Source organism: uncultured Tenacibaculum sp., assembly GCF_947499065.1.
GTDB lineage: Bacteria > Bacteroidota > Bacteroidia > Flavobacteriales > Flavobacteriaceae > Polaribacter.
The window spans coordinates 1-23,266 of record NZ_CANMMT010000008.1 but is presented as its reverse complement, the minus strand read 5'-3'; the positions used below and the strand labels follow the sequence as shown (position 1 = coordinate 23,266).

Here is a 23,266-nt window from a genome sequence, read left to right as displayed (position 1 = left end):
AAAACAACTTTCCCACTATTTGCTACCTAGCATTAGTAATTCATTACAAATTACTTCAGTAACATAGCGCTTAACCCCTTCTTTATCTTCAAAAGATCTAGAAGTTAATTTTCCTTCAATCATTACTTCACTTCCTTTTTGTAAGTATTGTTCTATAATTTCAGCTATCTTATTCCATGCAACTATATAGTGCCATTCAGTATCTGTAACTTTTTCTCCTTCTGAGTTTTTATACGTTTCATTTGTAGCTAATGAAAACTTAGCTATTTTTTTACCATTATCTAAATTGATAATTTCTGGGTCATTTCCTAAATTTCCAATCAACTGTACTCTGTTTTTTAGTGCATTCATAATTATTATTTTTTCATTAAACAGTTAAGACTCTGTTATTCAATCGAATTAACACTGCAAATATCTAGCACAATCCAAATCATAATCGGTAAGTAATCGTTTGTTTTCGTTTGTAAATGAATGTAGTCGTTTAATATTTACTATATTTGAGGAAAAACATAGCTAAAAATGAAGTTCCAATTAGAAACAAATCGCCTGATATTGAGAAAGTTTGAAGGAAAAGACACAGCGCATATTTTTGAATTAGACTCAAACGCAGAAGTACATAAATATCTTGGCAATAATCCAATTACTACTTATAAACAAGCTGAAGACATTATTGATTTTTTCGAAAAACAATACAGTGAAAATGGTATTGGTAGGTTTGCTGCCTTTGAAAAAGAATCAGGAGATTTTATAGGATGGTCGGGATTAAAACTAAATAAAGGCCTAGAAGAAGAGCTAAATGGCTTTACTAACTTTATTGATATAGGTTATAGATTATTACCAAAATTCTGGGGAAAAGGATATGCAACAGAATCAGCAATAACATGTTTAAAATTTGGTTTCGAACAAATGAAATATGATATTATTTACGGAGCTGCTGAAACAGATAATATTGGGTCCAACAAAATTCTACAAAAAATAGGATTGAAATATGTAAACGATTTTAAATTCGAAGGTAACGATGCTAAATGGTATGAATTGAAAAAAACAGATTATGGATGCTAAAAAATGTTTAGAATGTGGTGAAAAAGTTATAGGTAGAGTTGATAAAAAATTCTGCACAGATTATTGTCGAAACGCCTATAACAATAAAATTAATAAGGAAAGTAAAAACCTTGTTAGAAATACTAATAATAGGCTTCGTAAAAATTATAAAATACTATGTGGACTTAACACTTCAGGAAAAACAAAAGTTAGCAGACGTAAATTATTCGATAGAGGTTTTGACTTTAAGTTTATTACTTCTATTTATATTACAAAAACAGGAAACACCTATTTTTATGTATATGATCAAGGATATTTAGAATTGGAAAACGAAATGTATTTACTAGTTAGACAAGATTAGCTATTCCACGTATTACCCCTTAGTTTCATCGCAGCTTTTAACACGTCCTTTTGGCTTATCAGCCCAACTAATCTTCCATTTTCAGTAATTGGAAAACGTCTTCTCTTCGATTCTAAAAATTTATTAGCAGCATCAAAAATATTCATATCTCCATCAATAGTTTCAACTTGTGTAATCATAGCTTTTGAAACTGTATTATTTTTATCAATAGGTAAATTATGATATCTACTTTCGGATATTTGTTTTATACAATCTCCTTCAGAAATTATTCCAACTAATTCATTTTTATCATTCACAACAGGACCTCCAGAAATTTTATTTTTGATTAGAGAATCGATAACATCTTCAATAGATTGATCTTCTTTAAACGTAATAAGATTTTTAGACATATAATCAGAAACCAAAATTGGCACCGACTCTTTTTCTTGTTGATTTGTTCGCTTGCCTTGAAAGTTAATAATTCCCATAATAGTAAGATTTAGCTACTAAATATACTGATTTTTAATTAATTAACTATTTTACAGATAAAGAGTAAATTTACTTACTTTTATATGCATTAAAATTTTACTATGAAATCATCAAATAATTTTATCGCTGTACTAATCGTAATTTTTACAGTTTATTGGAGTTTTAACGATGTAATCCCCTCTGTTCCTTCAAGTAGTAAAGAATTGAAATCTGAGGATTTTTCGTTAAATAATGCTTTATATCATTTAAAAAACATATCTAAAAAAACTCATCATACTGGTTCGCCTGAGCACAAAGTGGTTCAAGATTATATCGTAAATGAGTTAAAAAAACTGAATTTAACTCCTGAAATTCAATACCAAACAGCTATTAATAAAAAATGGAGAGCTAGTACAACTACTGAAAATATTATAGCAAAGATTAAAGGTTCTGGTAGTGGGAAATCTGTATTATTACTTACTCATTACGATTCTAATCCACACTCTTCGTTAGGTGCTAGTGATGCTGGTTCTGGTGTTGTAACTATACTAGAAGGAGTAAGAGCATTTTTAGCTAAAAATAAACAACCTAAAAATGATATTATTATTCTTTTTTCTGATGCCGAAGAATTAGGTTTATTAGGAGCACAAGCTTTTGTAGAAAATCATCCTTTAGCTAAGAATATCGGAATAGTATTAAATTTTGAAGCACGAGGTAGTGGAGGATCTAGCTATATGCTAATGGAAACAAATGGTAAGAATAAAAAATTACTTACTGAATTTTTAAATTCAAATCCAAACTATCCTGCAGCAAACTCATTAATGTATAGCATCTATAAAAAGTTGCCTAACGATACTGATTTAACTGTATTTAGAGAAAAAGGAAATATCAATGGATTCAATTTTGCTTTTATTGATGATCATTTCGATTATCATACTGCTCAGGATTCTTATGAAAGGTTAAATAGAGAAACTTTAATGCATCAGGCAGAATATTTTACTACATCTCTAAATTATTTTGCTAATTCTGACTTAACAAACTTAAACAGTGACGAAGATTATATTTATGTAAACTTTCCAATAATTAAAATGTTGACTTACCCTTTCTCTTGGGGCGGTACCTTATTAATTATAAGTTTCATCATATTTTGTATGCTACTCTTTTTAGGTTTTTCAAAGAATAAACTTACTATTAGAGGCACTTTTATTGGTTTTATACCTTACATAGCTTCATTGGTTATTTGTGCTGGTGTATCTTACGGTTTATGGCAGTTAATTTTAATAATACACCCGCAATATACCGATATGCTTCATGGTTTTACTTATAACGGGTATCAATACATCATTGCTTTTATATTTTTAAATATTTGGATTGTATTTAAAATTTACAGCCGTTTTAAAGAACATAAAACTACAGATTTATTTATTGCTCCAATAGCTCTTAGTTTTATTTTAAACTATTTCATTTACCAATACTTACCAGGAGCTGGTTTCTTTATTATTCCTGTTTATGCTTCTCTTTTAATTTTAGCTATTCTAATTTTAATGAAACTAAAAGCAAATTCTAAAGCCACTTTATTTGCCATAATATCAGTTCCAACTGTATATATTATAGCTCCTATGATTCAATTGTTTCCTGTTGCTTTAGGACTTAAAATTTTATTTGTTTCAGCTATTTTTATTGTTTTAGTTTTTGGTTTTACCTTACCTGTTTTTCATCAACAAAAAAGAAAGAACAGATGGCAAACTATTACTGGTATTATTTCTATAATATTCTTTGTTCTTGCAACTTTTAACAGTGGTTTTTCAATTGATAAAAAAAGACCTAATAGTATTGTTTATATTCAAAATTCTGATGATAAAATGGCTTATTGGGGTACTTACAACAAAACATTAGATAATTACACAAAACAAATTTTTAATTCTGATTATCAAGAAGGGAGTATTCCTTCAGTCGAAGGTAAAAGCAAGTATAATACTCGTTTTAACTATCATAAAAAGGCAGAAAATAAAAACTTAAGCACTTCCAATATTAAAATCAATTTAGATACCATTATTAATAATGAAAGGAAGTTAAACTTAACAATTACACCTACGCGCAACATCAATAAATATGAGTTTTACAACAACACTCCTATCCAATTAAAGGACTTGAAAGTAAACGGTGCTTTTTATGATTCTGGAAAAGCTTTTAAAGCTCACAAAGGAATATTATTAATTTATCAAATAGCAAACTCTGATAAGGATGTAACTGTATCATTCACTTTAAATAAAGATGAAAAACCTAACATTGTTTTAAATGAAGTTTCGTATGATTTATTAACACATCCTAAGTTTAATTTAAAACCTCGAAGTGAAATAATGATGCCGATGCCTTTTGTAACCAATGATGCCATTATAACGTCTAAAAAAATACAATTATAAAATAAAAAAGCGCAACCTCTTGGGTTGCGCTTTTTTATTTATTTAATGCTAATACTTCTTAGTCTATTTGAGAAACACGTAAAGTATTTACCATACCTTTTGCTTTTACAGGCATTGATGATAAGTTGATCATAAAATCTCCTCCTTTTACAAAACCTTTTTCTTTGGCTATTTCATTAATATCTTCAACAGTATCATCTGTACTTAAATCTCTATCGTAATAGAAAGCTCTAACTCCCCATAAAAGATTTAATTTTCCTAAAATTCTTTTCTCTGATGAAAACGCTAATACATGTGATTTTGGTCTCCATGCTGAAATTTGAAAAGCGGTATAACCACTATTAGTTAATGTAGAAATAGCTGCCGCGTTAATATCATCAGCCATTAAAGCTGCGTGATGACAAATAGATTTTGTTATAAATCTGTTTGTACGAATATGAGGTGGTTCTTGTGGAACTTTAATTAATTCAGAGAACTCAACACTACTAATAATTTCAGTCATTTTTTTAATAACTTTAATAGGGTGTTTTCCAACTGATGTTTCACCAGAAAGCATTACTGCATCTGCTCCATCCATAATTGAATTCGCAACATCATTTACCTCTGCTCTTGTAGGTACTGCATTATCAATCATAGTTTCCATCATTTGAGTAGCAATAATAACTGGGATTCTTGCTTCTTTAGCTCTACGAACTAAACTCTTTTGAATTAAAGGAACATCTTGCATTGGTACTTCAACACCTAAATCACCACGAGCTACCATTAATCCGTCACAATAAGGAATTAACGCATCTATATTTTCTACTGCTTCTGGTTTTTCAATCTTAGCAATAACTGGTACTCTATATCTTGACTTTTGTTTAATTAAGTCACGTAAAATTCTTAAATCTTCTGGAGTTCTTACAAAAGATAAAGCAACCCAATCAACTTCTTGTTGTAAAGCAAAAACAACGTCTTTTTTATCTTTTTCAGTCAATGCTGGTAAAGAAATGTTTGTATTTGGAAGGTTTACTCCTTTTTTAGATTTTAATGGACCTCCTACTATTACTTTAGCAACTACTTCTTTCTCTTTGTCTGTAGAAACTACTTCAAATAATAGTTTACCATCATCTACCAAAATCTGTTCTCCAGCTTTTACATCTTTAGGAAAACGTTGGTAAGTCATAAAAGCTTTTTCCTTAGTACCTTCACATTCTTCTGTAGTAAAAGTAAAGGTGTCTCCAGCTTTTAATTCGACTCCTTCTTGCATTACCCCCACTCTAAGCTTAGGACCTTGTAAATCGGCTAAAATTGCTACATTGTAACCTCTTTCTTCATTAATTTCTCTAATTTGCTGAATACGCTCTTTTACATCATCATAATCTGCGTGAGAAAAATTAATTCTAAAAACATTTACTCCAGATGCAGCCATTTCAGCTAAAACTTCTTTGGTACTTGTTGCTGGTCCTAATGTTGCTACAATTTTTGTTTTCTTATTGTGTGGCATAATTTAAAATATTAAAAAATCTTTCGATTTTAACGATTCAACCTCTACTTCATAAGAGGTTATAACTTGAGGTATTTGATTTATTTTTTCTATTGTTTTGACAATATATTCATAATCAAAATCTCCTTCTATCTTGAGAAAATAATCAACTTTCTTTTTCTCTGAAACGAGATGCATTATAGAATCACTTTCATTAAAAAGACTCGTTGATATAGTTTTTTGTGTCGATTTATATTTATTGGAAATTAAAAACCAATCATACTCTAATTCTACGTTGGTATATTCATATACGGCGTAAGAAGATTGGTTGTTTTTTCGAGTAAAATCTAAATCATAACTGGCTCTGCAAAACTTAATTTGCAGGTATTGATTTAACAAATAGGCTAACCTGTACTCACTCAATACAGTATGAATACCTATTAATGCATAATCATTATCCGAAAAATCATCAATATTTAGTGCATAGGTAGCCATTAAAACAACTATTTGTTTTTTGCTAAATTAATGAATGTATCTAAAATATAATGTGAAATTTACGAAAACGTTTTCGGCTAAATGTTAAGAGTTTGTCATCTGACTTTGCATAGCGTAATACACTCTTTTTGCTGCAATTTCCTCTGCTTTTTTCTTAGAAGTAGCTCTACCTTTGGCTACAATAGTACCGTCAATACTTACTCTAACACTAAAATGCCTCTTGTTTTGGTTCCCAGAATCTTCGTATGATTCGAATTTATATTTCTTCTTTTTCTTCTGACACCACTCTATCACAAAACCTTTGTAACTAGAAATTTTACCTTCTAATCTTTCAATATCTACATAAGGTAATATTACTTGCTCATAAATAAATTGATGACAATAATTATAACCTCTATCTAGGTATACAGCACCTATTAGAGCTTCAAATATATTACCATAAATATTATTGCTAATATGATCTTGTGAAATATTGCTTTTTACAAAACGTATTAACTCCAAATCCTTTCCCAAAGCGTTTAAGTGTTCTCTACTTACTACTTTAGAACGCATTTGAGTTAAATATCCTTCGTCACCTTTAGGCACCTTCTTATATAAATAAGATGCTATTACCGAACCTAAAATTGCATCACCTAAAAATTCTAATCGCTCATAGTTAATAGGGTTTCCTTTGCTATCAACTAACTTAAGAGACCTATGTGTAAAGGCTTTCTTATAATGCGATAATTTTATAGGCTTAAAATTAAGCAGTTCTTTTAATTCGTAGTAAAAGTTTTCATCTTCTTTAGTCTGGGGTCTTACTATTCTACGAAGAAAATTCATATAGGGTTAATCTAGTTTTCTAAAAGCGACACAAGCATTATGTCCACCAAAACCAAATGTGTTACTCACTGCGACTTTGATTTCTCTCTCTTGTGGCTTATTCAGTGTTAAATTTAAATCTGGATTAATATTTTCATCAACATTCTTATGATTTATTGTTGGAGGTACAATACCGTGCTCCATTGCTAAGATTGCTGCAATAGATTCAATAGCACCAGCTGCTCCTAATAAATGTCCAGTCATAGACTTTGTAGAGTTGATGTTTATATTCTTAGCATGATCTCCAAAAACTTCAGAAATCGCTTTCAACTCAGCTACATCTCCAAGAGGGGTAGAAGTACCGTGAGTATTAATATGGTCTACGTCTTCTGGTTTTATACCAGCATTTTCAAGACAGTTTTTCATTACTGCAATTACACCAACTCCTTCTGGGTGAGGTGCAGTCATGTGGTGAGCATCTGATGACATTCCACCTCCAATAACTTCTGCATAAATTTTAGCTCCACGAGCTTTGGCATGTTCGTATTCTTCTAATACAATTGCTCCTGCTCCTTCTCCTAAAACAAATCCATCACGTTCGCTATCAAATGGTCTTGATGCTGTTTCTGGACTTTCATTTCTAGTTGATAAAGCATGCATTGCATTAAACCCTCCCATACCTGCAACTGTAACAGCAGCTTCACTACCTCCAGTTACGATAACATCACAATGACCTAGTCTAATGTAATTAAGTGCATCTATCATCGCATTTGCAGATGATGCACAAGCAGATACCGTAGTATAATTAGGCCCCATAAATCCATTTTTAATAGAAATATTTCCTGGAGCAATATCTGCAATCATTTTTGGGATAAAGAATGGATTGAACTTTGGTGTTCCATCTCCTTTAGCAAAGTTTAATACTTCGTTTTGAAATGTTTCCAATCCTCCAATTCCTGCTCCCCAGATAACACCAACTCTTAATTTGTTGACCTCATCTAAATTTATCTTAGCATCAGCAATAGCTTCGTCTGAAGCTACCATTGCATACTGAGTAAATCTATCCATTCTACGTGATTCTTTCCTATGTATGAAATCATTCACGTTGAAGTTTTTCAACTCACATGCGAAACGAGTTTTGAACTTGGCAGCATCAAAATACGTTATAGGTGCTGCTCCGCTAACTCCGTTAACTAAGCTATTCCAATATTCTTCTTTATTGTTTCCTATTGGCGTTAATGCGCCAAGTCCAGTTACTACAACTCGCTTTAATTGCATATAAATCTTATTTTTTTGCGTCTTCTATATAGCTTACCGCTTGACCTACAGTACCAATGTTTTCTGCTTGATCATCTGGAATTTGAATATCAAATTCTTTTTCGAATTCCATGATTAACTCAACAGTATCTAATGAATCTGCTCCTAAATCGTTTGTGAAGCTTGCTTCGTTAGTTACTTCGTTATCGTCTACTCCTAACTTGTCTACGATAATTGCTTTTACTCTTGATGCAATGTCTGACATAATTTGTTTGTTTTAAAATTTAAAATCGAGGCAAAAATACAAATCTTAGTTATTAATTCTAACTTTTGCTCAAAAATGTGATGCCTAAAATAAAAAAAATACTTGAATATTTCGCTACACACACCACCGTTGTTAATAATTATTCTTTTTTTTGCAGTAACAAAACAACTAATTTTTAACATGAAACGTATCGTAATTTTTGCTTCTGGCTCTGGATCCAATGCCGAAAATATAATTAAACACTTCAATTCTTCTCAAATTGCCACTGTTACTCACGTGCTGTCTAACAATGAGCATGCCAAAGTTTTTGACCGTTGTGAACGACTCAATATCGAGGCTTCTCTCTTTGATAGAGAGAGTTTTACAAAAGATGACACCGTACTAAACTTTTTACAAGTTGAAGCTGACATTATTGTACTTGCTGGTTTCTTATGGCGCATTCCTGCTAAAATTGTTGAAGCATTTCCTAATAAAATTATAAACATTCATCCTGCTTTATTGCCTAAATATGGAGGAAAAGGTATGTACGGAATGAATGTTCACAAGGCAGTTAAGGAGAATAACGAATCGGAATCTGGTATTACAATTCATTATGTTAATGAGAATTATGATGAAGGTGCTATTATTTTTCAAGCAAAAACAATCATAGACAAAAACGATTCACCTGAGCAAATAGCTGAAAAAATTCATACCTTAGAATATGAACATTTTCCTAAAATAATTGAAGAAGTAATTACAAAGAATGTCTAAAAAGAAAAAATACTATGTTGTTTGGCAAGGTAAAGAGAAAGGTATTTTTACCTCTTGGAATACTTGTAAAAAACAAATAACGGGGTATGAAGGTGCCCAATACAAGGCCTTTATTGATAAAAAAGAAGCTGAAATTGCGTTTACCAAGAGTTATAACGACTATAAAGGAAAAGACACCAAGAAAGTTGTTCTATCTGCTGCCGAAAAAGCTAAATATGGTAATCCTAATTTAGAAAGTATCTCTGTAGATGCCGCTTGTGCTGGTAATCCTGGAAAAATGGAATATAGAGGTGTTTTAACTCACAATAAAAAAGAAATCTTTAAAATGGGGCCTTTTATTAATGGAACCAATAATATTGGTGAGTTTTTGGCTTTAGTTCATGGAATTGCTTTATTAAAAAGTAAAAACATGCATGAACTACCTATTTATTCAGATTCGAAAATAGCTATGGGATGGGTTCGAAAAAAACAATGTAGAACTAATATTGTTTTTGATGAGAAGAATAAAGATATTTTAGACTTAATAAAACGTGCCGAAAAGTGGCTAAAAGAAAATTCTTTTAAAAACCCTTTATTAAAATGGGAAACTAAAGCTTGGGGAGAAATTCCTGCTGATTTTGGAAGAAAATAAAAAACCGAGTAGAAAATCTACTCGGTTTTTTTTATTCTGTTTAATCTCCCAAAGACTACTTGATAGCCATTTTAGTTTCTTCTTTCCATGTTTGCACACTTGCTATAACATTGTTGTTATAATCAATTTCTTTCAGTCCATCTTCTTTCCACATAAACCACTTACCTACTTTTTTTCCTGCTTCGTAATGTGCAATAACGGTTTTATTTCCTTTCTCATCGAAAGAAGTCCATGTCCCTGTTAACTTTTTGTTTTTGAAGAAACCTTGCTCCTTTACTTTACCATCCTTATAAAAATAAGTTGCTTTTACTAAATCTCCTGATTTTTCAAATTTTGGTTCTGTATCTTGAGCTTGTAATAATGATACTGATAAAACACAAGCGGCTATTATTAATTTCTTCATATCTAAACTTTTAAGGATTAACACTTACATTACAAATATATAAAAATATTTACATAATTGAAACATTTTCGTAACATTAATTTAACATTAAGTTTTAATCGTGTTTTTTTACAAAGAAATCACCTTTAAAATTCGTATATTTATGAGGTATAAATCATTAAAGAAATTATTATGGCAGTAATGAAAGTTATTGAAATTTTAGCTAATTCTGACAAAAGTTGGGAAGATGCTACCAGGAAAGCCGTAAAACAAGCTTCTAAATCAGTTAAAGGAATTAAATCAGCATTTGTACAATCGCAAAGCGTAGTTGTAAACGATGATGAAGTAACTGAGTTTAGAGTTAACTTAAAAGTTACTTTTGAAGTAAAGTAACACTATATTAACTAACTACTATTTAAACGATATTGTGTACAGTATCGTTTTTTTATGCCCACAACTCTTAAAAACTCATACTAATTTCTCTATATTTTTTGTATATGTTTGTGTAAATAAACTTTGTTGTCATTAAAAAACATCTATTAACTAACCTAAAAAACAATTTAACAATGACCTATCCTCAATTATTTTTCGTTGCCTTAGTAGCGTTAATCCATATTTATATAGTTATTTTAGAAATGGTTTTATGGACCAAACCAAAAGGAATTAAAACCTTTGGTTTAAAATCGAAAGAATATGCAGAAGAAACTAAAATATTAGCTGCCAATCAGGGGTTATATAATGGTTTTTTAGCTGCTGGTTTGATTTGGTCTATTTTATCTGTAAAAACTGATGTAGCTCTTTTCTTCTTAGGCTGTGTTTTTGTTGCTGGAATTTATGGTGCCTATTCAACAAAAAAACCTAGAATATTCTTTGTTCAATCTATACCTTCTTTAATTGGTATATTGTTATTGATACTGTAACTTTGCTTCACTTTTTAAAAAACTAACGCTACTTACATTTTATTAATTTTTTAAAAACTTAAACATGAAAGAGTATTTAGATAAGTTTCAAAGCTTATTAATTGATTACACACCTAAGGTACTAACTGCTTTAGCAATTTTAATTGTAGGATTATTTGCCATTAAATTTGTTGTAGGAACCTTTAAAAAAATAATGAACAAACGTAACGTAGATGTTACACTACAGAAGTTTTTGGGCGATTTATTAAGCTGGTCTTTAAAAGCTTTATTATTTGTTACTGTTATTTCTAACTTAGGAGTTGCAACAACATCTTTTGCTGCTATTATTGGTGCTGCTGGTCTTGCTGTTGGTTTGGCTTTACAAGGATCATTATCAAATTTTGCCGGAGGAGCTTTAATTATGATTTTTAAACCTTTTAAAATTGGTGATTTAATCGAAGCGCAAGGTGTAACTGGTGTAGTAAAAGAAATTCAAGTGTTTACTACTCACATAAACACTCCAGGAAACAAATTAGCTATTATTCCTAATGGTGCTTTATCTAACGGTAACATTATTAATTATACAGCTGAAGGTAAATTAAGAGTTGATTTAACTTTTGGTGTATCGTATGATGCCGACATTAAACAAACAAAGGAAATTTTAATGGATGTTTTAACATCTAACCCTAAAGTATTAAAAAACCCTGCTCCTAGTGTTAATGTTTCTGAATTAGCAGATAGTTCTGTAAACTTTGCTGTGAGACCATGGACGGAAACTCCTAACTATTGGGATGTTTACTTCGAAACTACTGAAAACGTAAAATTAGCTTTAGACAAAGCTGGTATCGAAATTCCTTATCCACACTCTGTGGAAATTCAAAAAGAAGGTTAAACCTTCTTTTTTTCTGGAATTACAATAAAATCTTTTAAATAAAAAGGTTCAAAATAAGCGACATCTTCGATGTCGTTTTTTTTGTACTTCTCATAACTTAATGCAGCCATTTCTTTTGATGAAGGAAACTTTCCATCTACAAATACAGCATTTTCATGTGTAATAACTTCTTTACACTTTCCTGCTCCATCACCTAAGAAATACACTTTCCCTTTCGATAACTCTTCCTTAAATGAGTTTTCATCAATTATTTGAGCTTGTATTTCTCTCTCTTGTTCATAGTTTGAATTATATATTGCAGAATATACTTCCATCCTACGCGCATCAATCATTGGTACTATTAGCCCTTCTTCAACATTTATACTACGGGCTAACGACTTTAATGTTTCTAGCGATATCAATGGCTTGTCTATTGAAAAACAAAGCCCTTTTGCTGCTGAAACCCCTATACGAAGTCCTGTATAAGAACCAGGACCTTTACTTACTGCTATAGCATCTAACTTACTAGTGGTTAATGCTAGTTCTTCTAAAACCTCTTGTATAAAAGGATGTAATTTTTCCGCATGTGAATAACTTCCTTCGTTTAATTCTCTAATAGCTAAAACCTTTCCGTTTTCTGCAATACTTACTGAACAGTTTTTAGTAGCCGTTTCTATATTTAAAATTAATGCCAAACTAATAATACTTTTTTGCAAAGATACATTATAAAGAAAAACCTCGTTAATTTTTACTTAACGAGGTTTTTCTTTTTATATAAACTTTATATCTAATCTACTATCGACTCTCCAAAGTAGAACTTTAATACTTTTGTTTTAAACACATAATCGTATTTAGCTCTAATCATAGCTCCTTCTGCATTAACTAAACGATTACGAACTTGATCAAAATCAAACTGAGTCATTGAACCATAATCATAACTTACTTGTGCATTTTTAAAAGCTTCTTTTTGGGCATCTAAAGATACTTTTGCTGCTTCAAATGTTTTTGCTGCTGCTTTCGCATCTAAAAACGATTGCTCTATTGTTTGACGCAACTGTAATTTTTGATTCTCTAAAGCTAACTCTGAGTTTTCTTTACTGATAATAGATTTCGAAACTCTATTTTTTGTTTGAAAACGATTAAATATTGGAATGTTTAATGACAAACCAACACTATAACCTAAGTTGTCATTTATTTGTTTAAATAAATACTCATTAGAAAAAATATTGGTATTGAAAAAGTGCTGATATGAACTTCCTGCACTTGCATCAAATGATAAACTAGGTAAATAAGCTCCTTTAGCTAAATCGATAGAAAGGTCTGCATTCTTAACATTTAATTCTGCTTTAGCTATCTCAGGTCTATTTTTAACTGCTTTTTCGAAAACTACATTCGAATTATCATACAATAATGCACCAGAGGGAGAATTTAAATCTATTGTTTGAACATCAAAACCTTCATATGGTAATTGTAACAATTGCGATAATCTTAATAAAGCTAAATTTAATGTATTCTCTTGAGTAACTACATTTTGAGCATCTGTTGCTGCTGTAGATTGAACATTTAACAAATCACCTTTAGGCACTGCACCAGCCTCAAACTGAGCTTTGGCTCTATCAATTTGTTTTTTACTTATTTCAGCCTGAATTTTAGCTACGTTTAAATTTTCTTTAGCAAATAACACGTTCAGATAAGTATTTACAACATTTAAAGAAATATCATTTTCAATAACTTCTAAATCTAATTTACTTCCTTCTACTCCTAATTTCGCTTGTTTGTAAGTATTTAAATTTCTAAATCCATTAAACAAAGTTGTTGAAGTTCTTAAACTTCCACTTAACCTGAAGTTATCGGCAGAAATCCTTGATCCATTTTGACCAATTGAAGAACCAAAATTTACAGAACCATTTGAAGATGCATTTAAATCTGGCAGAAAATTCCCCTTAGCAATAGCTACATCTTTTTCAGCAAGTTGTACACTTAGCTTATTTTGTTTGATTGTAATGTTGTTTTTCAACGCATGGTCTACACACTCTTTAAGCGTCCATTGTTTTTGAGAAAAACCTGTTAATGAGACTAATAGAGCTCCTAGTAATACAATTTTTGTTTTCAAGACGAATATTTTTTTGTTCATTATAGTTAGTCAATTGGTATTCCAAAAAGAAATAAAATATAATCTTCTGAATTCCAGAGTACTAGTTGTTTTTCAATTTCATTTAACTGTTTGATTCCGAACATTATTTGATTCAAAATCGAACATTTTTTTAAAACTGTTTTTATATGACGACTAAAAATAGAATATGTTACAAAAAAAAACTCTTATTAGACTGTTAATTTTTTGAAGCCTTTTTATGGCGATAAATAAAATAGAATAATAATCCCACTAATATATAGGGAAATACCATTAAATAAGTTATTCCATTATTAACTCCTTCTGCCATTGTTTCATTACCTCCTTCTACTACCGCTTTACACATTGCACACTGTGCAGATGCATTTCCTGAAACTATTAATAGTAGAATTAAAACTATTTTTTTAAACATAATATGGCGATATCATTATATATACTATTACTCCTGTTACTGCCACATATAACCATAATGGAAATGTGATTTTTGCTATTTTCTTATGCTCTGGAAATTTTCCTAAACGCGCTCTCATAAATGTAACTAACACAAAAGGAATAATTATTACCGACAATACAATATGTGTTAATAAAATAAACAAGTATATATATTTTATTAGCCCTTCTCCTCCAAATTTTGTCGAATCTGAAGTCATATGATATGCTACATACATCACTAAAAACAATGCCGAACAGATAATTGCAGTTGTATTTAATTGCTCATGAAGTTTTTTATTTCCTTTTTTTATAGCTACTACCGATGCTACTAATAACACAGCTGTTAATGCATTTATACTTGCATATATAGGTGGTAAAAAAGTTAAGGGTTCAACATTTGGTATTTTAATCCCAAACAATGCCGCTACTGCTACTGGAATTACTATAGATACAATTGTTATAAACCTTTTATATTTTTTTTCTTCTGCACTCATATTACTCCTTTAACAATAATTTTATATCTTCTTTTAATTCTTTTATTTGATTATCAAAACCATGTTCTTCTAACGCTCTATAATAACCTATTGGATTACCTTGATCGTCATAACGTGAACGGATATATCCATCTTTATCTACCAAAGCAAATAACCCCGAATGCTCAAATCCACCATGAGATACTTCACCTTTTCCAACGAATAATTTAAATCCATCATTTGATAAATTATACACAACTTCTTCTGGCTTACCTGTTAACATATGCCAGTTTTTATGGTTTATACCATTTCTTTTAGCATATGCTTTTAACTGCTTTGGTGTATCTATCTCTGGCGTTATTGAAAACGATGCAATACCAAAATTTGGATTCCCCATAAATTCGTTTTGAACCTCCACTAACCTTGCATTCATTATTGGACAAATTGTTGGACAAGTAGCAAAGAAAAACTCTACCACATATACTTTACCTTCATAATCTTTATTAGATATGGTTTCTCCGTGTTGATTTGTGAATTCAAAATCTGGAACCTTAGTATATTTATATAAGTCTGCTTTCTTAAAATGTTTAACAATTTTGGGTACTGAATAAATACCAAATAATAAGATAATGAATGAAATTCCTATGTATGAATAATTTTGTTTTTTCATAGTATTAGCTTTTATATTTGTCTATCAGCATTGTTCTTTTTTAATGCTAAGCGATATTCTGCTAACACCACTTTAACATCATCTTTCATTTTATTATTTAACTCAGCTACCGATTTCATATTATAGCCAAACAACTTTCCATTTGCACTATCTTCATCATCAGCCCTTCCTCTTAAGTGCATTTCTTTATCTATAATAAAAGCCTTTGATGTGTGTAATACATTATCTAATGATTGATTGGTTTTAAAACTATCAAACAACACTTTTATCTCTGCTTCATTAGCAAATACAAAATTCCACTTAATCATGTTTGTAAATGCTCCAATGTCTTTTTGAAGTTTTACAACTTTATCTTCCATTCCTTTCGGCGCAATTACTATTAATTGAAAATCTTTAAACCCATAAAATGGTTTGTAAATCTTTTCATTTAAATTAAATAACTCTCCTTTTGCTTCGTCAATATTAGTTCCCAAAAAAGTAACAATTGATATTTTTCTATCAAATGTGTGTTTTTTATTAATTGACGAAATATCTATGACGTTTTCAGTTAGTACTGGTAGTTTTGCAAAATTATTAATTCCAAGTGATAGGAATATATAAAATAATAAGGGCACTATAAATAATGCAAATAGAACTATGTGTTTTTTAGTTACCTTCATTTGATTTCAAATTAAAGACAAAAAAAGGTGGTTAAAACCACCTTTTTTTTCAATTTTATATAATTACCATTTTACTAATGGCGCTAATGTTTCATATAAATAATCTCCTTCTATCAATACAATAAATAATAAGTAAGATATTAAGAAAACTCCTGTCCAAACAATTGATCTTCTAAACCATGTTTTTTCACCTTCTAAGTGCATAAAAGCCCATGCAATATAGTATGCTTTTGCAATTGTTAAGATAATGAAAATCCAGTTTAACCAACTAGTTCCCCATCCATGTAAATGTAACGATGCAGGCTTTATAATACCTAACACAACCTCTACAGTTGTTATAATTGTTAAGATTGCTAAAACAATCCAAATTCTTTTTTTATTCGATTCGTGTGCGTGACCCATTTTACTATCGTTTTTTTATTATACTAAGTAGAAGAAGGTAAATACAAATACCCAAACTAAATCTACAAAGTGCCAATATAAACCTACTTTTTCAACCATTTCATAATGTCCTCTACGCTCGTAGGTTCCTAATACAACATTAAAGAATATGATTATATTAATTAAAATCCCTGAGAATACGTGGAATCCGTGGAATCCTGTAATAAAGAAGAAGAAATCTGCAAATATTGGATTACCATACTCATTTACTTTTAAGTTAGCCCCTTCAACAACTTGAGTTGCTAAAGCTAATTGTGCTAAACTTTCTTCTCTAGATAAAATTATCTTTTGTTTAGTTTCTGGATTTAATTTTTCAGTTCTAATTCTTAAAGTAGGATCAGCTTTAAAAGCCTCTTGTACTTGTGCTACCGAATACTGAGAAATTGCTGGTTCTTGATCAAACCATAATCCATTTTTACGGGTATGGTGAATTCTGTCGTCTTTTCTTTCAGTGTGTATAAAATCGGCTAACGCTATCTGATGTCCATCTTTTACGAACTGTATAATGTGGTTATCAGAAGTTTTAACTGCTCCGTACGAACCGTTAATAAAGTTTTTCCACTCCCATGCTTGTGATCCAACGAAAATAATACCAAAAACAATCGTTGCGAACATATACCAAGCTACTTTCTTTTGTTTCATTTGATGACCTGCATCTACCGCTAATACCATTGTTACCGACGATACAATTAAAATAAATGTCATTAATGCTACATAATACATAGGTGCGTGTACACCATGTAACCCTGGAAAGTGGGTAAATACCTCATCGGCTATTGGCCAAGAGTCAATAAACTTAAAACGTGTTAAACCGTACGCTGCTAAAAAACCTGAAAATGTTAATGCATCAGATACGATGAAAAACCACATCATCATTTTACCATAACTAGCGCCAAATGGTTTTGCACCACCTCCGCCCCAGGTCTCTTTGTTGTCAGAATTTACAGCAATATTTGCTCCCATAAATCTCTTTTTGTTAATTTTTGTTAAAACAGTGCGCCAAAATTACGCATTTTTCATCATCTTATGAAATAGAAAAAGAAAAATAGATAAATCCATAATACATCTACAAAATGCCAGAAGATTGCACCTAACTCAAACCCAAGCATATCCGCCGATGAATATTTCTTTTTAAAATGATTATAAATTACTACTAATAACACAATTACACCCGCTAATAAATGTAGTACATGTAAAAATGTTATCCCTATTATAAAAGATGTAGACACTGTACTTTCTGGTCCAGTAAAATACAATCCTACAGCTTTTAATTCGTTAAATCCAACATATTGTTGCCATACAAAACCTAATCCTAGCACTAAAGTTGCTAATAATAGCATGAATGACACCTGAATTTTATCCTTTTTTAAAAATTTTTGCGATAGTATTAATGTAATACTACTCATTACTATTAATACTGTACTTACATAAAATGCTTGTGGTAATTCGAAAGTAACCCAATCTTCACGATTCATACTTATTACATACGCACTTGTAAGTCCTGCAAAAAACATTACCATACTAATCATTGAAATCCATAACATTGGTTTCGCTGATTTTCTTTTACCTGCTCTTAACTCTTCTTGTAAAGTTTGTTCACTCATTAATGTAAAAATTTATCTACCACATATATAATGGGTACTATTGTAATATAAAAAACACTTGCTAACATTAATTTTCGTGCATCAGTGTTTTTTTCTGTTTTGTATAATTGAAATGCATAATACAACATTAACATTCCTAATAATAATATGATAACAGCAGTTACTGGATATATATAAAAGTTTCCTGTTACCTTTAATACTGGTGCAATAGACATTAATATCATTACACAAGTATAGAATATAATTTGTACAATAGCTCCTTTGTCTTTTTTGTCCATAGGTAGCATATGCAGCCCTGCTTTATTGTACTCTTCATATTGTAACCAACCTATTGCCCAAAAATGTGGAAATTGCCAGAAAAATTGGATCATGAATAAAAAACCTGCTTCTATTCCAAAATTTCCTGTTGCTGCTACCCAACCTAACATAAAAGGAATTGCTCCTGGGATTGCTCCTACAAAAACTGCTAAAGGAGTTACTGCTTTTAATGGTGTATAGGCACTTGTATATAAGAATATCGAAATTGCTCCAAATAATGCACATTTAGGATTAATGGCATATAATATGGCTATTCCAGCTATTGTAAATATTGTTGCTATGATTAATGCTGTTGTTACAGACATTCTACCTGCAGGTAATGGTCTGTTTTTAGTACGTTGCATTACTGCGTCAATATCTTTTTCTATTACTTGATTAAATGCATTTGATGCGCCTACCATAAAGTACCCACCAATAGCTAATAATAGTATTGTTGTATAATTTATATTTTCTGCTCCTAAAAGATATCCTGTAATAGATGTGAATACCACACTAACCGATAAGCCAACTTTTGTTAATTGCTTAAAATCGTTAAAGACTGATTTTAAAGAGGTTTTTGTATTTACAGATGAAACGGTGCTCACTTCTTATTTTAAAATTTCTGCAAAGATATTTCTTTCTTATGTAATCGCAATAAAATTTATTGGTAATTAAATTTAAAAAAAATAAAAAATTGCTTTGTAATTCAAAAAATGGTGTTATATTTGCACCCGCATTCGGAGCAATGCACAAGTTCTTTAAAATAATTTTTGACTACGCGAAAGTAGCTCAGGGGTAGAGCATCACCTTGCCAAGGTGAGGGTCGCGGGTTCAAATCCCGTCTTTCGCTCAATCCTTTTAAGAGATTATGCTGAAGTGGTGGAATTGGTAGACACGTTGGACTTAAAATCCAATGAGCCGTAATGCTCGTGCGGGTTCAAGTCCCGCCTTCAGTACTAAGCCTCGCTTTCATTAGCGAGGCTTAATTTTAAAAGTAGTCAAAATAAATATATTATACCATGCTGAAGTGGTGGAATTGGTAGACACGTTGGACTTAAAATCCAATGGGCCGTAATGCCCGTGCGGGTTCAAGTCCCGCCTTCAGTACTAAACCTTAACATTTATTTGTTAAGGTTTTTTTATTTTATAAAAGTTTTGTTTAATAAGTCAGCTTTTCCATATACTTTCCCCTTCTCTGTTACTCATTTCATGTGAAAGAATAAATCCAAACCTTATCTTGTTGCATTCTAACTATTTAATTTACTATGAAGAATTATCTTTTACAACAACATGGGAACGAGACTATCATATCCAAGCAATAGAGCTAGGACTATATAAAACAACAAAACCACAACATTACTGCTGTGGCTTTATTTATTTTTAAAATTTAATTTCTATTTACTTACTCATACTCGGCACGGAAAACATTTCTGCGCAATCGGGTGATATCTTTTTCTTATTATAAATTTTTACTTGGATTTTGTCTAGTATCAAATACTCTAACTATATAAACACTATTCTTACCAACTCTGTAAGTAATTTTACAGTGGTTATTGATTAACTTTCTGTACTCATGCTTAAGATGTAAAAATTATTCATCAATCTGACCATATTCAGTCACATCAATAGAAGTACTCTCTAAAATTTCTGTAGATTTTCTAAGGTTAGTAGATATTTCTAAAGCTTTTTCAACTCCATACAATTCCAAGTTGAATTTAGTAACCTTTTTTAAGTCCTTTGTAGCTCTGGTAGTCCAAACTACTGGTTTAATTACTTCACCCAACTCTCAATCATTTTTTGAACATCTGATTGACTATGTAATCTTCCTGCTTTAATATCTTCTTCTCCTTCAGCTATCATCTTATCTAATTGACGTTGCTGTTTGTAGGATTTAATAAGCTGATATAGATTTTTTAAAGAACTATCATCTTCATTCTTAATCATATCCAGCATCTCTTGTCTTAATTCTAATGTGCTCATATCTATATCATTTTATTACCATATTGTACAATATAACAAAAGTAATGCTAAAATCAATAAAATGGTAAATAATTCCCTAATTAGTAAATGATTCAATATTTCATTACCCCAACGGAACGGAAAACATTTCCGCGCTATCGAGTTTATTCAAAATTAAACCCAACAGATAAGCCATCTATTTTCACCTCATAATTTGGAATAATTTTTATTACACATTCTGGTTCATACCAATCAGAGTTAATTATTTTGTTAATTTCATCATTCATTTCTATTATTTGAAATTTGTCATAAGGTTTATGTCCATAATAAAACTTAAACTTGCCTTTAGAATGACCTTTTATTTTTACTATTAATCTAGTAATTAAATCTTCTGAATCAACTTTCAAGGTATCCACTACTTCAGATTTGATTGAACTGTAGTATTTAACCTTATCTTTTTCTTTATAACTACTTTGGCATGATAATATTAAAAGTACAGTAATTATAATTAAATAAAACCTTTTATTCATAATGAAATTTATATTTCTACAATTGAATTGTCCCATTTTTTATTTCTCCATAAATTTTCTTTGAAATTCCTTTTCTTTTAACAAAATTAGAATTCACATCTTTTTTATTAGAGCTCACTAATTTATTATTATATCTTCCCCATTCGTTAATTTTTGCATAATTATTTTGGCTAAATCTTATATACTGGCATTTGGATTTATCTTTCCTACTTTAATACCAATTGTATTATTATGAATATTCGATCTCGCGGATTTGTAATCCGTGAAAAAATTTAAAATAGTATACTAATTATAACTAAAGTAACTCCTCTCTTAGAACTATATATCAATTACACTTTCTAAATCTGCATAATTTCTGGCTGAACTAAAAATATATTCTTCTGGATTCGTTACAATTTTATCAGTTACTGGATTGTTATGAATATATTTTAATTTTTGTTTTATAAAACTATTCGAATAAACAACCTCGGCATGATAACCATCTTGCCAAACTTTGTATTCTTGTTTACGTTTTAAATGACTACAAGCTTCTTTAAAATAAGACAACATCCATTCTCTTCTACTCTCTGCTTCTTCTTTTATAGTTGTTATAATCTTTTTTGAGGTGTATTTTTTAAAGTCTCGAATAATATCAGGTAAAACCTTAACTTCTGTTGCTCTACATAGCAAATGTATATGGCTATGCATTAAACAATATCCATATAGCTCTAATCCTTTATTCTTCATACAATATTTTAAAGCATCTGTAATAACATATTTCTGAGAAAGCCTTGTAAACACATCTACTCATCCTACAACTGTAATTGTAATAAAATAACACTGATTATCTAAAGCTTTGTATTTTGTTGACATGCTCATTATATTTCTTTTTAAATCTACAAAAAAGCATTAAAAACGTCTTTATATATTATTAAACCGTTTTATATTATCTTACAAGCTAGTAGTTGGTACGGAAATATTTTCAGCTCCATTGCTGTTAAAAACCATAACTTTTTAATATTCTTACTTACTCTTTGTTTGCACAGATTGCAAATCTGCGCTATCATATCCAAGCAATAGAGTTAGGACTATGTAAAACAACAACATTACTACTGTGGCTTTATTTATTTTTAATAATTTAATTTCTATTTACTTACTCATACTCGGCACAGATTACAAATCTGTGCTAGCACTTTTGTGTACTTTTATATCCGCGCCATCGGGTTACTCATACTCGGCACGGAAAACATTTCCGCGCTATCGGGAATTTCATTTCGTGCGCGAGCAGGGTCTCATATTTCATGATTGGCTATTTTTTTTCGAGCTTTATCTAATAGTTTTCTATAATTATCATCAAAAGCCTCTACAATTTGTTTTTCTAATAACGCTTCTAAATCCCATAATAGTCTTTGCTCTGCTACTTGACAATTAAAATTATAATCTCTTTTGTTAAAATCAACTAACCAATCAAACAACACTAAAAGTTCATTGTTTGAAAACTCAATAGTAGTTTTATTTTTTTCTTTATTTATTTCCATAATTTATAAGCTTCCTCTAGTTAATACTTTTTTCAACTGTTCTTCTCCTAATTTCCAACCACTTATAAATGTCCCATCTAATTTAGTCATAACATTTAAGGCCGAATTTGGATTGACATAGTGAATTACCTTTTCCCCCGCTACCGCTAGTCTCTGACTAGTGGTAAACACGATTAATCTTTACTTAATTAAACTCTGATATAAAACCTGTAGAATCTATATTTAAAATTGTATAGTCTCCTGCAAAGTTTCTGGCACTAGAATATTTCCATTCCTCTGGCTTTACTACAAAGCCATTTTCTACTGGATTATTATGAATGTAATCAATTTTTTGTTTAATAACCTTATTACTCCAAAGCTCTATTGGTTTATTATGTTGTTGCCAAAGCTGATATTTAGTTATTGTCGCATTCTTTCTACCTGCTCTTTTAAACATCCATAACAACCATTCTTTTCTACTCTCTT

The 23,266-nt window shown here is 30.4% G+C and carries 32 protein-coding genes, 3 tRNA genes and 1 pseudogene; 11 read left to right on the top strand and 25 right to left on the bottom strand.

What is annotated here, in order from left to right; genetic code table 11:
- Positions 1-15 precede the first annotated feature (15 nt).
- The gene (gene ssb, locus Q0958_RS14880; RefSeq protein ID WP_235275557.1) at positions 16-351 is read right to left on the bottom strand and encodes a single-stranded DNA-binding protein; all 336 of its coding nucleotides are present in this window, start codon (positions 349-351) and stop codon (positions 16-18) included.
- A 168-nt stretch (positions 352-519) separates the two neighbouring features.
- Here ssb and Q0958_RS14875 point away from each other — a divergent pair, with 168 nt between their 5' ends.
- Together Q0958_RS14875 and Q0958_RS14870 are read left to right on the top strand one after the other, a co-directional pair.
- The gene (locus Q0958_RS14875; protein WP_299124436.1) at positions 520-1,062 is read left to right on the top strand and encodes a GNAT family N-acetyltransferase; all 543 of its coding nucleotides are present in this window, start codon (positions 520-522) and stop codon (positions 1,060-1,062) included.
- Positions 1,052-1,402, top strand: a complete 351-nt coding sequence (locus tag Q0958_RS14870; protein ID WP_299124434.1) for a hypothetical protein — start codon at positions 1,052-1,054, stop codon at positions 1,400-1,402. The genes Q0958_RS14875 and Q0958_RS14870 overlap by 11 nt, the downstream gene beginning before the upstream one ends.
- On the opposite strand, the gene Q0958_RS14865 is transcribed toward Q0958_RS14870, so the two are convergent.
- The gene (locus tag Q0958_RS14865) at positions 1,399-1,869 is read right to left on the bottom strand and encodes a CBS domain-containing protein (protein ID WP_299124432.1); all 471 of its coding nucleotides are present in this window, start codon (positions 1,867-1,869) and stop codon (positions 1,399-1,401) included. The genes Q0958_RS14870 and Q0958_RS14865 overlap by 4 nt on opposite strands.
- 102 nt (positions 1,870-1,971) lie before the next feature.
- Between Q0958_RS14865 and Q0958_RS14860 the strand changes: the two genes are divergently transcribed.
- Positions 1,972-4,272, top strand: a complete 2,301-nt coding sequence (locus Q0958_RS14860) for a M20/M25/M40 family metallo-hydrolase (protein ID WP_299124430.1) — start codon at positions 1,972-1,974, stop codon at positions 4,270-4,272.
- A 58-nt stretch (positions 4,273-4,330) separates the two neighbouring features.
- Here the strand turns inward: Q0958_RS14860 and pyk are convergent, their stop codons facing one another.
- The 5 genes from pyk to Q0958_RS14835 form a co-directional block, all read right to left on the bottom strand.
- The gene (gene pyk, locus Q0958_RS14855) at positions 4,331-5,758 is read right to left on the bottom strand and encodes a pyruvate kinase (protein ID WP_299124428.1); all 1,428 of its coding nucleotides are present in this window, start codon (positions 5,756-5,758) and stop codon (positions 4,331-4,333) included.
- Between the two features lie 3 nt (positions 5,759-5,761).
- Positions 5,762-6,232 (bottom strand): IPExxxVDY family protein, encoded by a 471-nt coding sequence (locus tag Q0958_RS14850; RefSeq protein ID WP_299124426.1) that lies wholly within the window; start codon positions 6,230-6,232, stop codon positions 5,762-5,764.
- Positions 6,233-6,316: 84 nt separating this feature from the next.
- Positions 6,317-7,054, bottom strand: coding sequence for a ribonuclease III (gene rnc, locus Q0958_RS14845; protein ID WP_299124424.1), 738 nt, complete (start codon positions 7,052-7,054; stop codon positions 6,317-6,319).
- Positions 7,055-7,060: 6 nt separating this feature from the next.
- Positions 7,061-8,311 (bottom strand): beta-ketoacyl-ACP synthase II, encoded by a 1,251-nt coding sequence (gene fabF, locus Q0958_RS14840; RefSeq protein WP_299124422.1) that lies wholly within the window; start codon positions 8,309-8,311, stop codon positions 7,061-7,063.
- Between the two features lie 7 nt (positions 8,312-8,318).
- Positions 8,319-8,555 carry an acyl carrier protein gene (locus tag Q0958_RS14835; RefSeq protein WP_093871978.1) on the bottom strand — a complete coding sequence of 79 codons (237 nt, stop codon included), beginning with the start codon at positions 8,553-8,555 and terminating at the stop codon, positions 8,319-8,321.
- 180 nt (positions 8,556-8,735) lie between these two features.
- On the opposite strand from Q0958_RS14835, the gene Q0958_RS14830 reads away from it, so the two are divergent.
- Complete coding sequence (locus Q0958_RS14830) at positions 8,736-9,305, top strand: phosphoribosylglycinamide formyltransferase (RefSeq protein ID WP_299124415.1); 570 nt, start codon at positions 8,736-8,738, stop codon at positions 9,303-9,305.
- On the top strand, positions 9,298-9,936 hold the full coding sequence (locus Q0958_RS14825; RefSeq protein ID WP_299124413.1) for a ribonuclease H family protein: 639 nt from the start codon (positions 9,298-9,300) through the stop codon (positions 9,934-9,936). The genes Q0958_RS14830 and Q0958_RS14825 overlap by 8 nt, the downstream gene beginning before the upstream one ends.
- A 55-nt stretch (positions 9,937-9,991) precedes the next feature.
- Here Q0958_RS14825 and Q0958_RS14820 read toward each other — a convergent pair whose 3' ends face one another.
- Positions 9,992-10,339, bottom strand: a complete 348-nt coding sequence (locus Q0958_RS14820; protein ID WP_299124411.1) for a nicotinic acid mononucleotide adenyltransferase — start codon at positions 10,337-10,339, stop codon at positions 9,992-9,994.
- A gap of 171 nt (positions 10,340-10,510) precedes the next feature.
- Here Q0958_RS14820 and Q0958_RS14815 point away from each other — a divergent pair, with 171 nt between their 5' ends.
- The 3 genes from Q0958_RS14815 to Q0958_RS14805 all read left to right on the top strand — a co-directional run bounded on the left by Q0958_RS14815 (position 10,511) and on the right by Q0958_RS14805 (position 12,109).
- Entirely contained in the window at positions 10,511-10,711 is a 201-nt protein-coding gene (locus Q0958_RS14815; RefSeq protein ID WP_150899369.1) for a dodecin family protein, read from the top strand.
- 173 nt (positions 10,712-10,884) lie between these two features.
- The gene (locus tag Q0958_RS14810; RefSeq protein ID WP_299124409.1) at positions 10,885-11,238 is read left to right on the top strand and encodes a DUF1304 domain-containing protein; all 354 of its coding nucleotides are present in this window, start codon (positions 10,885-10,887) and stop codon (positions 11,236-11,238) included.
- Between the two features lie 64 nt (positions 11,239-11,302).
- Positions 11,303-12,109 (top strand): mechanosensitive ion channel domain-containing protein, encoded by an 807-nt coding sequence (locus Q0958_RS14805; RefSeq protein ID WP_299124407.1) that lies wholly within the window; start codon positions 11,303-11,305, stop codon positions 12,107-12,109.
- On the opposite strand, the gene tsaB is transcribed toward Q0958_RS14805, so the two are convergent.
- The 10 genes from tsaB to cyoE form a co-directional block, all read right to left on the bottom strand.
- Positions 12,106-12,783, bottom strand: coding sequence for a tRNA (adenosine(37)-N6)-threonylcarbamoyltransferase complex dimerization subunit type 1 TsaB (gene tsaB, locus Q0958_RS14800; protein ID WP_299124405.1), 678 nt, complete (start codon positions 12,781-12,783; stop codon positions 12,106-12,108). The genes Q0958_RS14805 and tsaB overlap by 4 nt on opposite strands.
- Positions 12,784-12,875: 92 nt before the next feature.
- A complete protein-coding gene (locus Q0958_RS14795; RefSeq protein ID WP_299124403.1) occupies positions 12,876-14,201 on the bottom strand; it encodes a TolC family protein in 1,326 nt (441 codons plus the stop codon).
- A 217-nt stretch (positions 14,202-14,418) separates the two neighbouring features.
- Positions 14,419-14,631: a hypothetical protein gene (locus Q0958_RS14790; protein WP_272150780.1), complete on the bottom strand. Its 213-nt coding sequence runs from the start codon at positions 14,629-14,631 to the stop codon at positions 14,419-14,421.
- Complete coding sequence (locus Q0958_RS14785; protein WP_299124400.1) at positions 14,624-15,145, bottom strand: DUF420 domain-containing protein; 522 nt, start codon at positions 15,143-15,145, stop codon at positions 14,624-14,626. Before Q0958_RS14785 ends, Q0958_RS14790 begins: the two co-directional genes overlap by 8 nt.
- 1 nt (position 15,146) lies before the next feature.
- Positions 15,147-15,794: an SCO family protein gene (locus Q0958_RS14780; protein ID WP_299124398.1), complete on the bottom strand. Its 648-nt coding sequence runs from the start codon at positions 15,792-15,794 to the stop codon at positions 15,147-15,149.
- An 11-nt stretch (positions 15,795-15,805) separates the two neighbouring features.
- Positions 15,806-16,453 carry a hypothetical protein gene (locus tag Q0958_RS14775; RefSeq protein ID WP_299124396.1) on the bottom strand — a complete coding sequence of 216 codons (648 nt, stop codon included), beginning with the start codon at positions 16,451-16,453 and terminating at the stop codon, positions 15,806-15,808.
- Between the two features lie 63 nt (positions 16,454-16,516).
- On the bottom strand, positions 16,517-16,855 hold the full coding sequence (locus Q0958_RS14770; protein WP_299124394.1) for a cytochrome C oxidase subunit IV family protein: 339 nt from the start codon (positions 16,853-16,855) through the stop codon (positions 16,517-16,519).
- Between the two features lie 18 nt (positions 16,856-16,873).
- Entirely contained in the window at positions 16,874-17,857 is a 984-nt protein-coding gene (locus Q0958_RS14765; protein ID WP_299124392.1) for a cytochrome c oxidase subunit 3, read from the bottom strand.
- Between the two features lie 56 nt (positions 17,858-17,913).
- Positions 17,914-18,498 (bottom strand): cytochrome c oxidase subunit 3, encoded by a 585-nt coding sequence (locus tag Q0958_RS14760; protein ID WP_150899380.1) that lies wholly within the window; start codon positions 18,496-18,498, stop codon positions 17,914-17,916.
- Positions 18,498-19,400 (bottom strand): heme o synthase, encoded by a 903-nt coding sequence (gene cyoE, locus Q0958_RS14755; protein ID WP_299124389.1) that lies wholly within the window; start codon positions 19,398-19,400, stop codon positions 18,498-18,500. The genes Q0958_RS14760 and cyoE overlap by 1 nt, the downstream gene beginning before the upstream one ends.
- A gap of 173 nt (positions 19,401-19,573) precedes the next feature.
- On the opposite strand from cyoE, the gene Q0958_RS14750 reads away from it, so the two are divergent.
- The 3 genes from Q0958_RS14750 (at position 19,574) to Q0958_RS14740 (ending at position 19,902) form a co-directional block, all read left to right on the top strand.
- Positions 19,574-19,645 (top strand) — tRNA-Gly (locus tag Q0958_RS14750).
- 20 nt (positions 19,646-19,665) lie between these two features.
- Positions 19,666-19,751, top strand: a tRNA-Leu gene (locus Q0958_RS14745).
- A 65-nt stretch (positions 19,752-19,816) separates the two neighbouring features.
- A tRNA-Leu gene (locus Q0958_RS14740) sits at positions 19,817-19,902 on the top strand.
- A gap of 484 nt (positions 19,903-20,386) precedes the next feature.
- On the opposite strand, the gene Q0958_RS14735 is transcribed toward Q0958_RS14740, so the two are convergent.
- The 7 genes and pseudogenes from Q0958_RS14735 to Q0958_RS14705 form a co-directional block, all read right to left on the bottom strand.
- Complete coding sequence (locus tag Q0958_RS14735; protein WP_299124387.1) at positions 20,387-20,578, bottom strand: hypothetical protein; 192 nt, start codon at positions 20,576-20,578, stop codon at positions 20,387-20,389.
- Positions 20,566-20,775, bottom strand: a complete 210-nt coding sequence (locus Q0958_RS14730; RefSeq protein WP_299124385.1) for a hypothetical protein — start codon at positions 20,773-20,775, stop codon at positions 20,566-20,568. The genes Q0958_RS14735 and Q0958_RS14730 overlap by 13 nt, the downstream gene beginning before the upstream one ends.
- A 143-nt stretch (positions 20,776-20,918) precedes the next feature.
- Positions 20,919-21,284 (bottom strand): hypothetical protein, encoded by a 366-nt coding sequence (locus Q0958_RS14725; protein ID WP_299124384.1) that lies wholly within the window; start codon positions 21,282-21,284, stop codon positions 20,919-20,921.
- A 318-nt stretch (positions 21,285-21,602) separates the two neighbouring features.
- Positions 21,603-22,064: a transposase gene (locus Q0958_RS14720; protein ID WP_299124382.1), complete on the bottom strand. Its 462-nt coding sequence runs from the start codon at positions 22,062-22,064 to the stop codon at positions 21,603-21,605.
- Between the two features lie 491 nt (positions 22,065-22,555).
- A complete protein-coding gene (locus tag Q0958_RS14715) occupies positions 22,556-22,801 on the bottom strand; it encodes a hypothetical protein (protein ID WP_299124380.1) in 246 nt (81 codons plus the stop codon).
- A 3-nt stretch (positions 22,802-22,804) separates the two neighbouring features.
- Positions 22,805-22,972 (bottom strand): colicin D domain-containing protein, encoded by a 168-nt coding sequence (locus Q0958_RS14710; RefSeq protein WP_299124378.1) that lies wholly within the window; start codon positions 22,970-22,972, stop codon positions 22,805-22,807.
- A 13-nt stretch (positions 22,973-22,985) separates the two neighbouring features.
- Positions 22,986-23,266 (bottom strand): annotated as a pseudogene (locus Q0958_RS14705) (transposase); the annotation flags it as partial.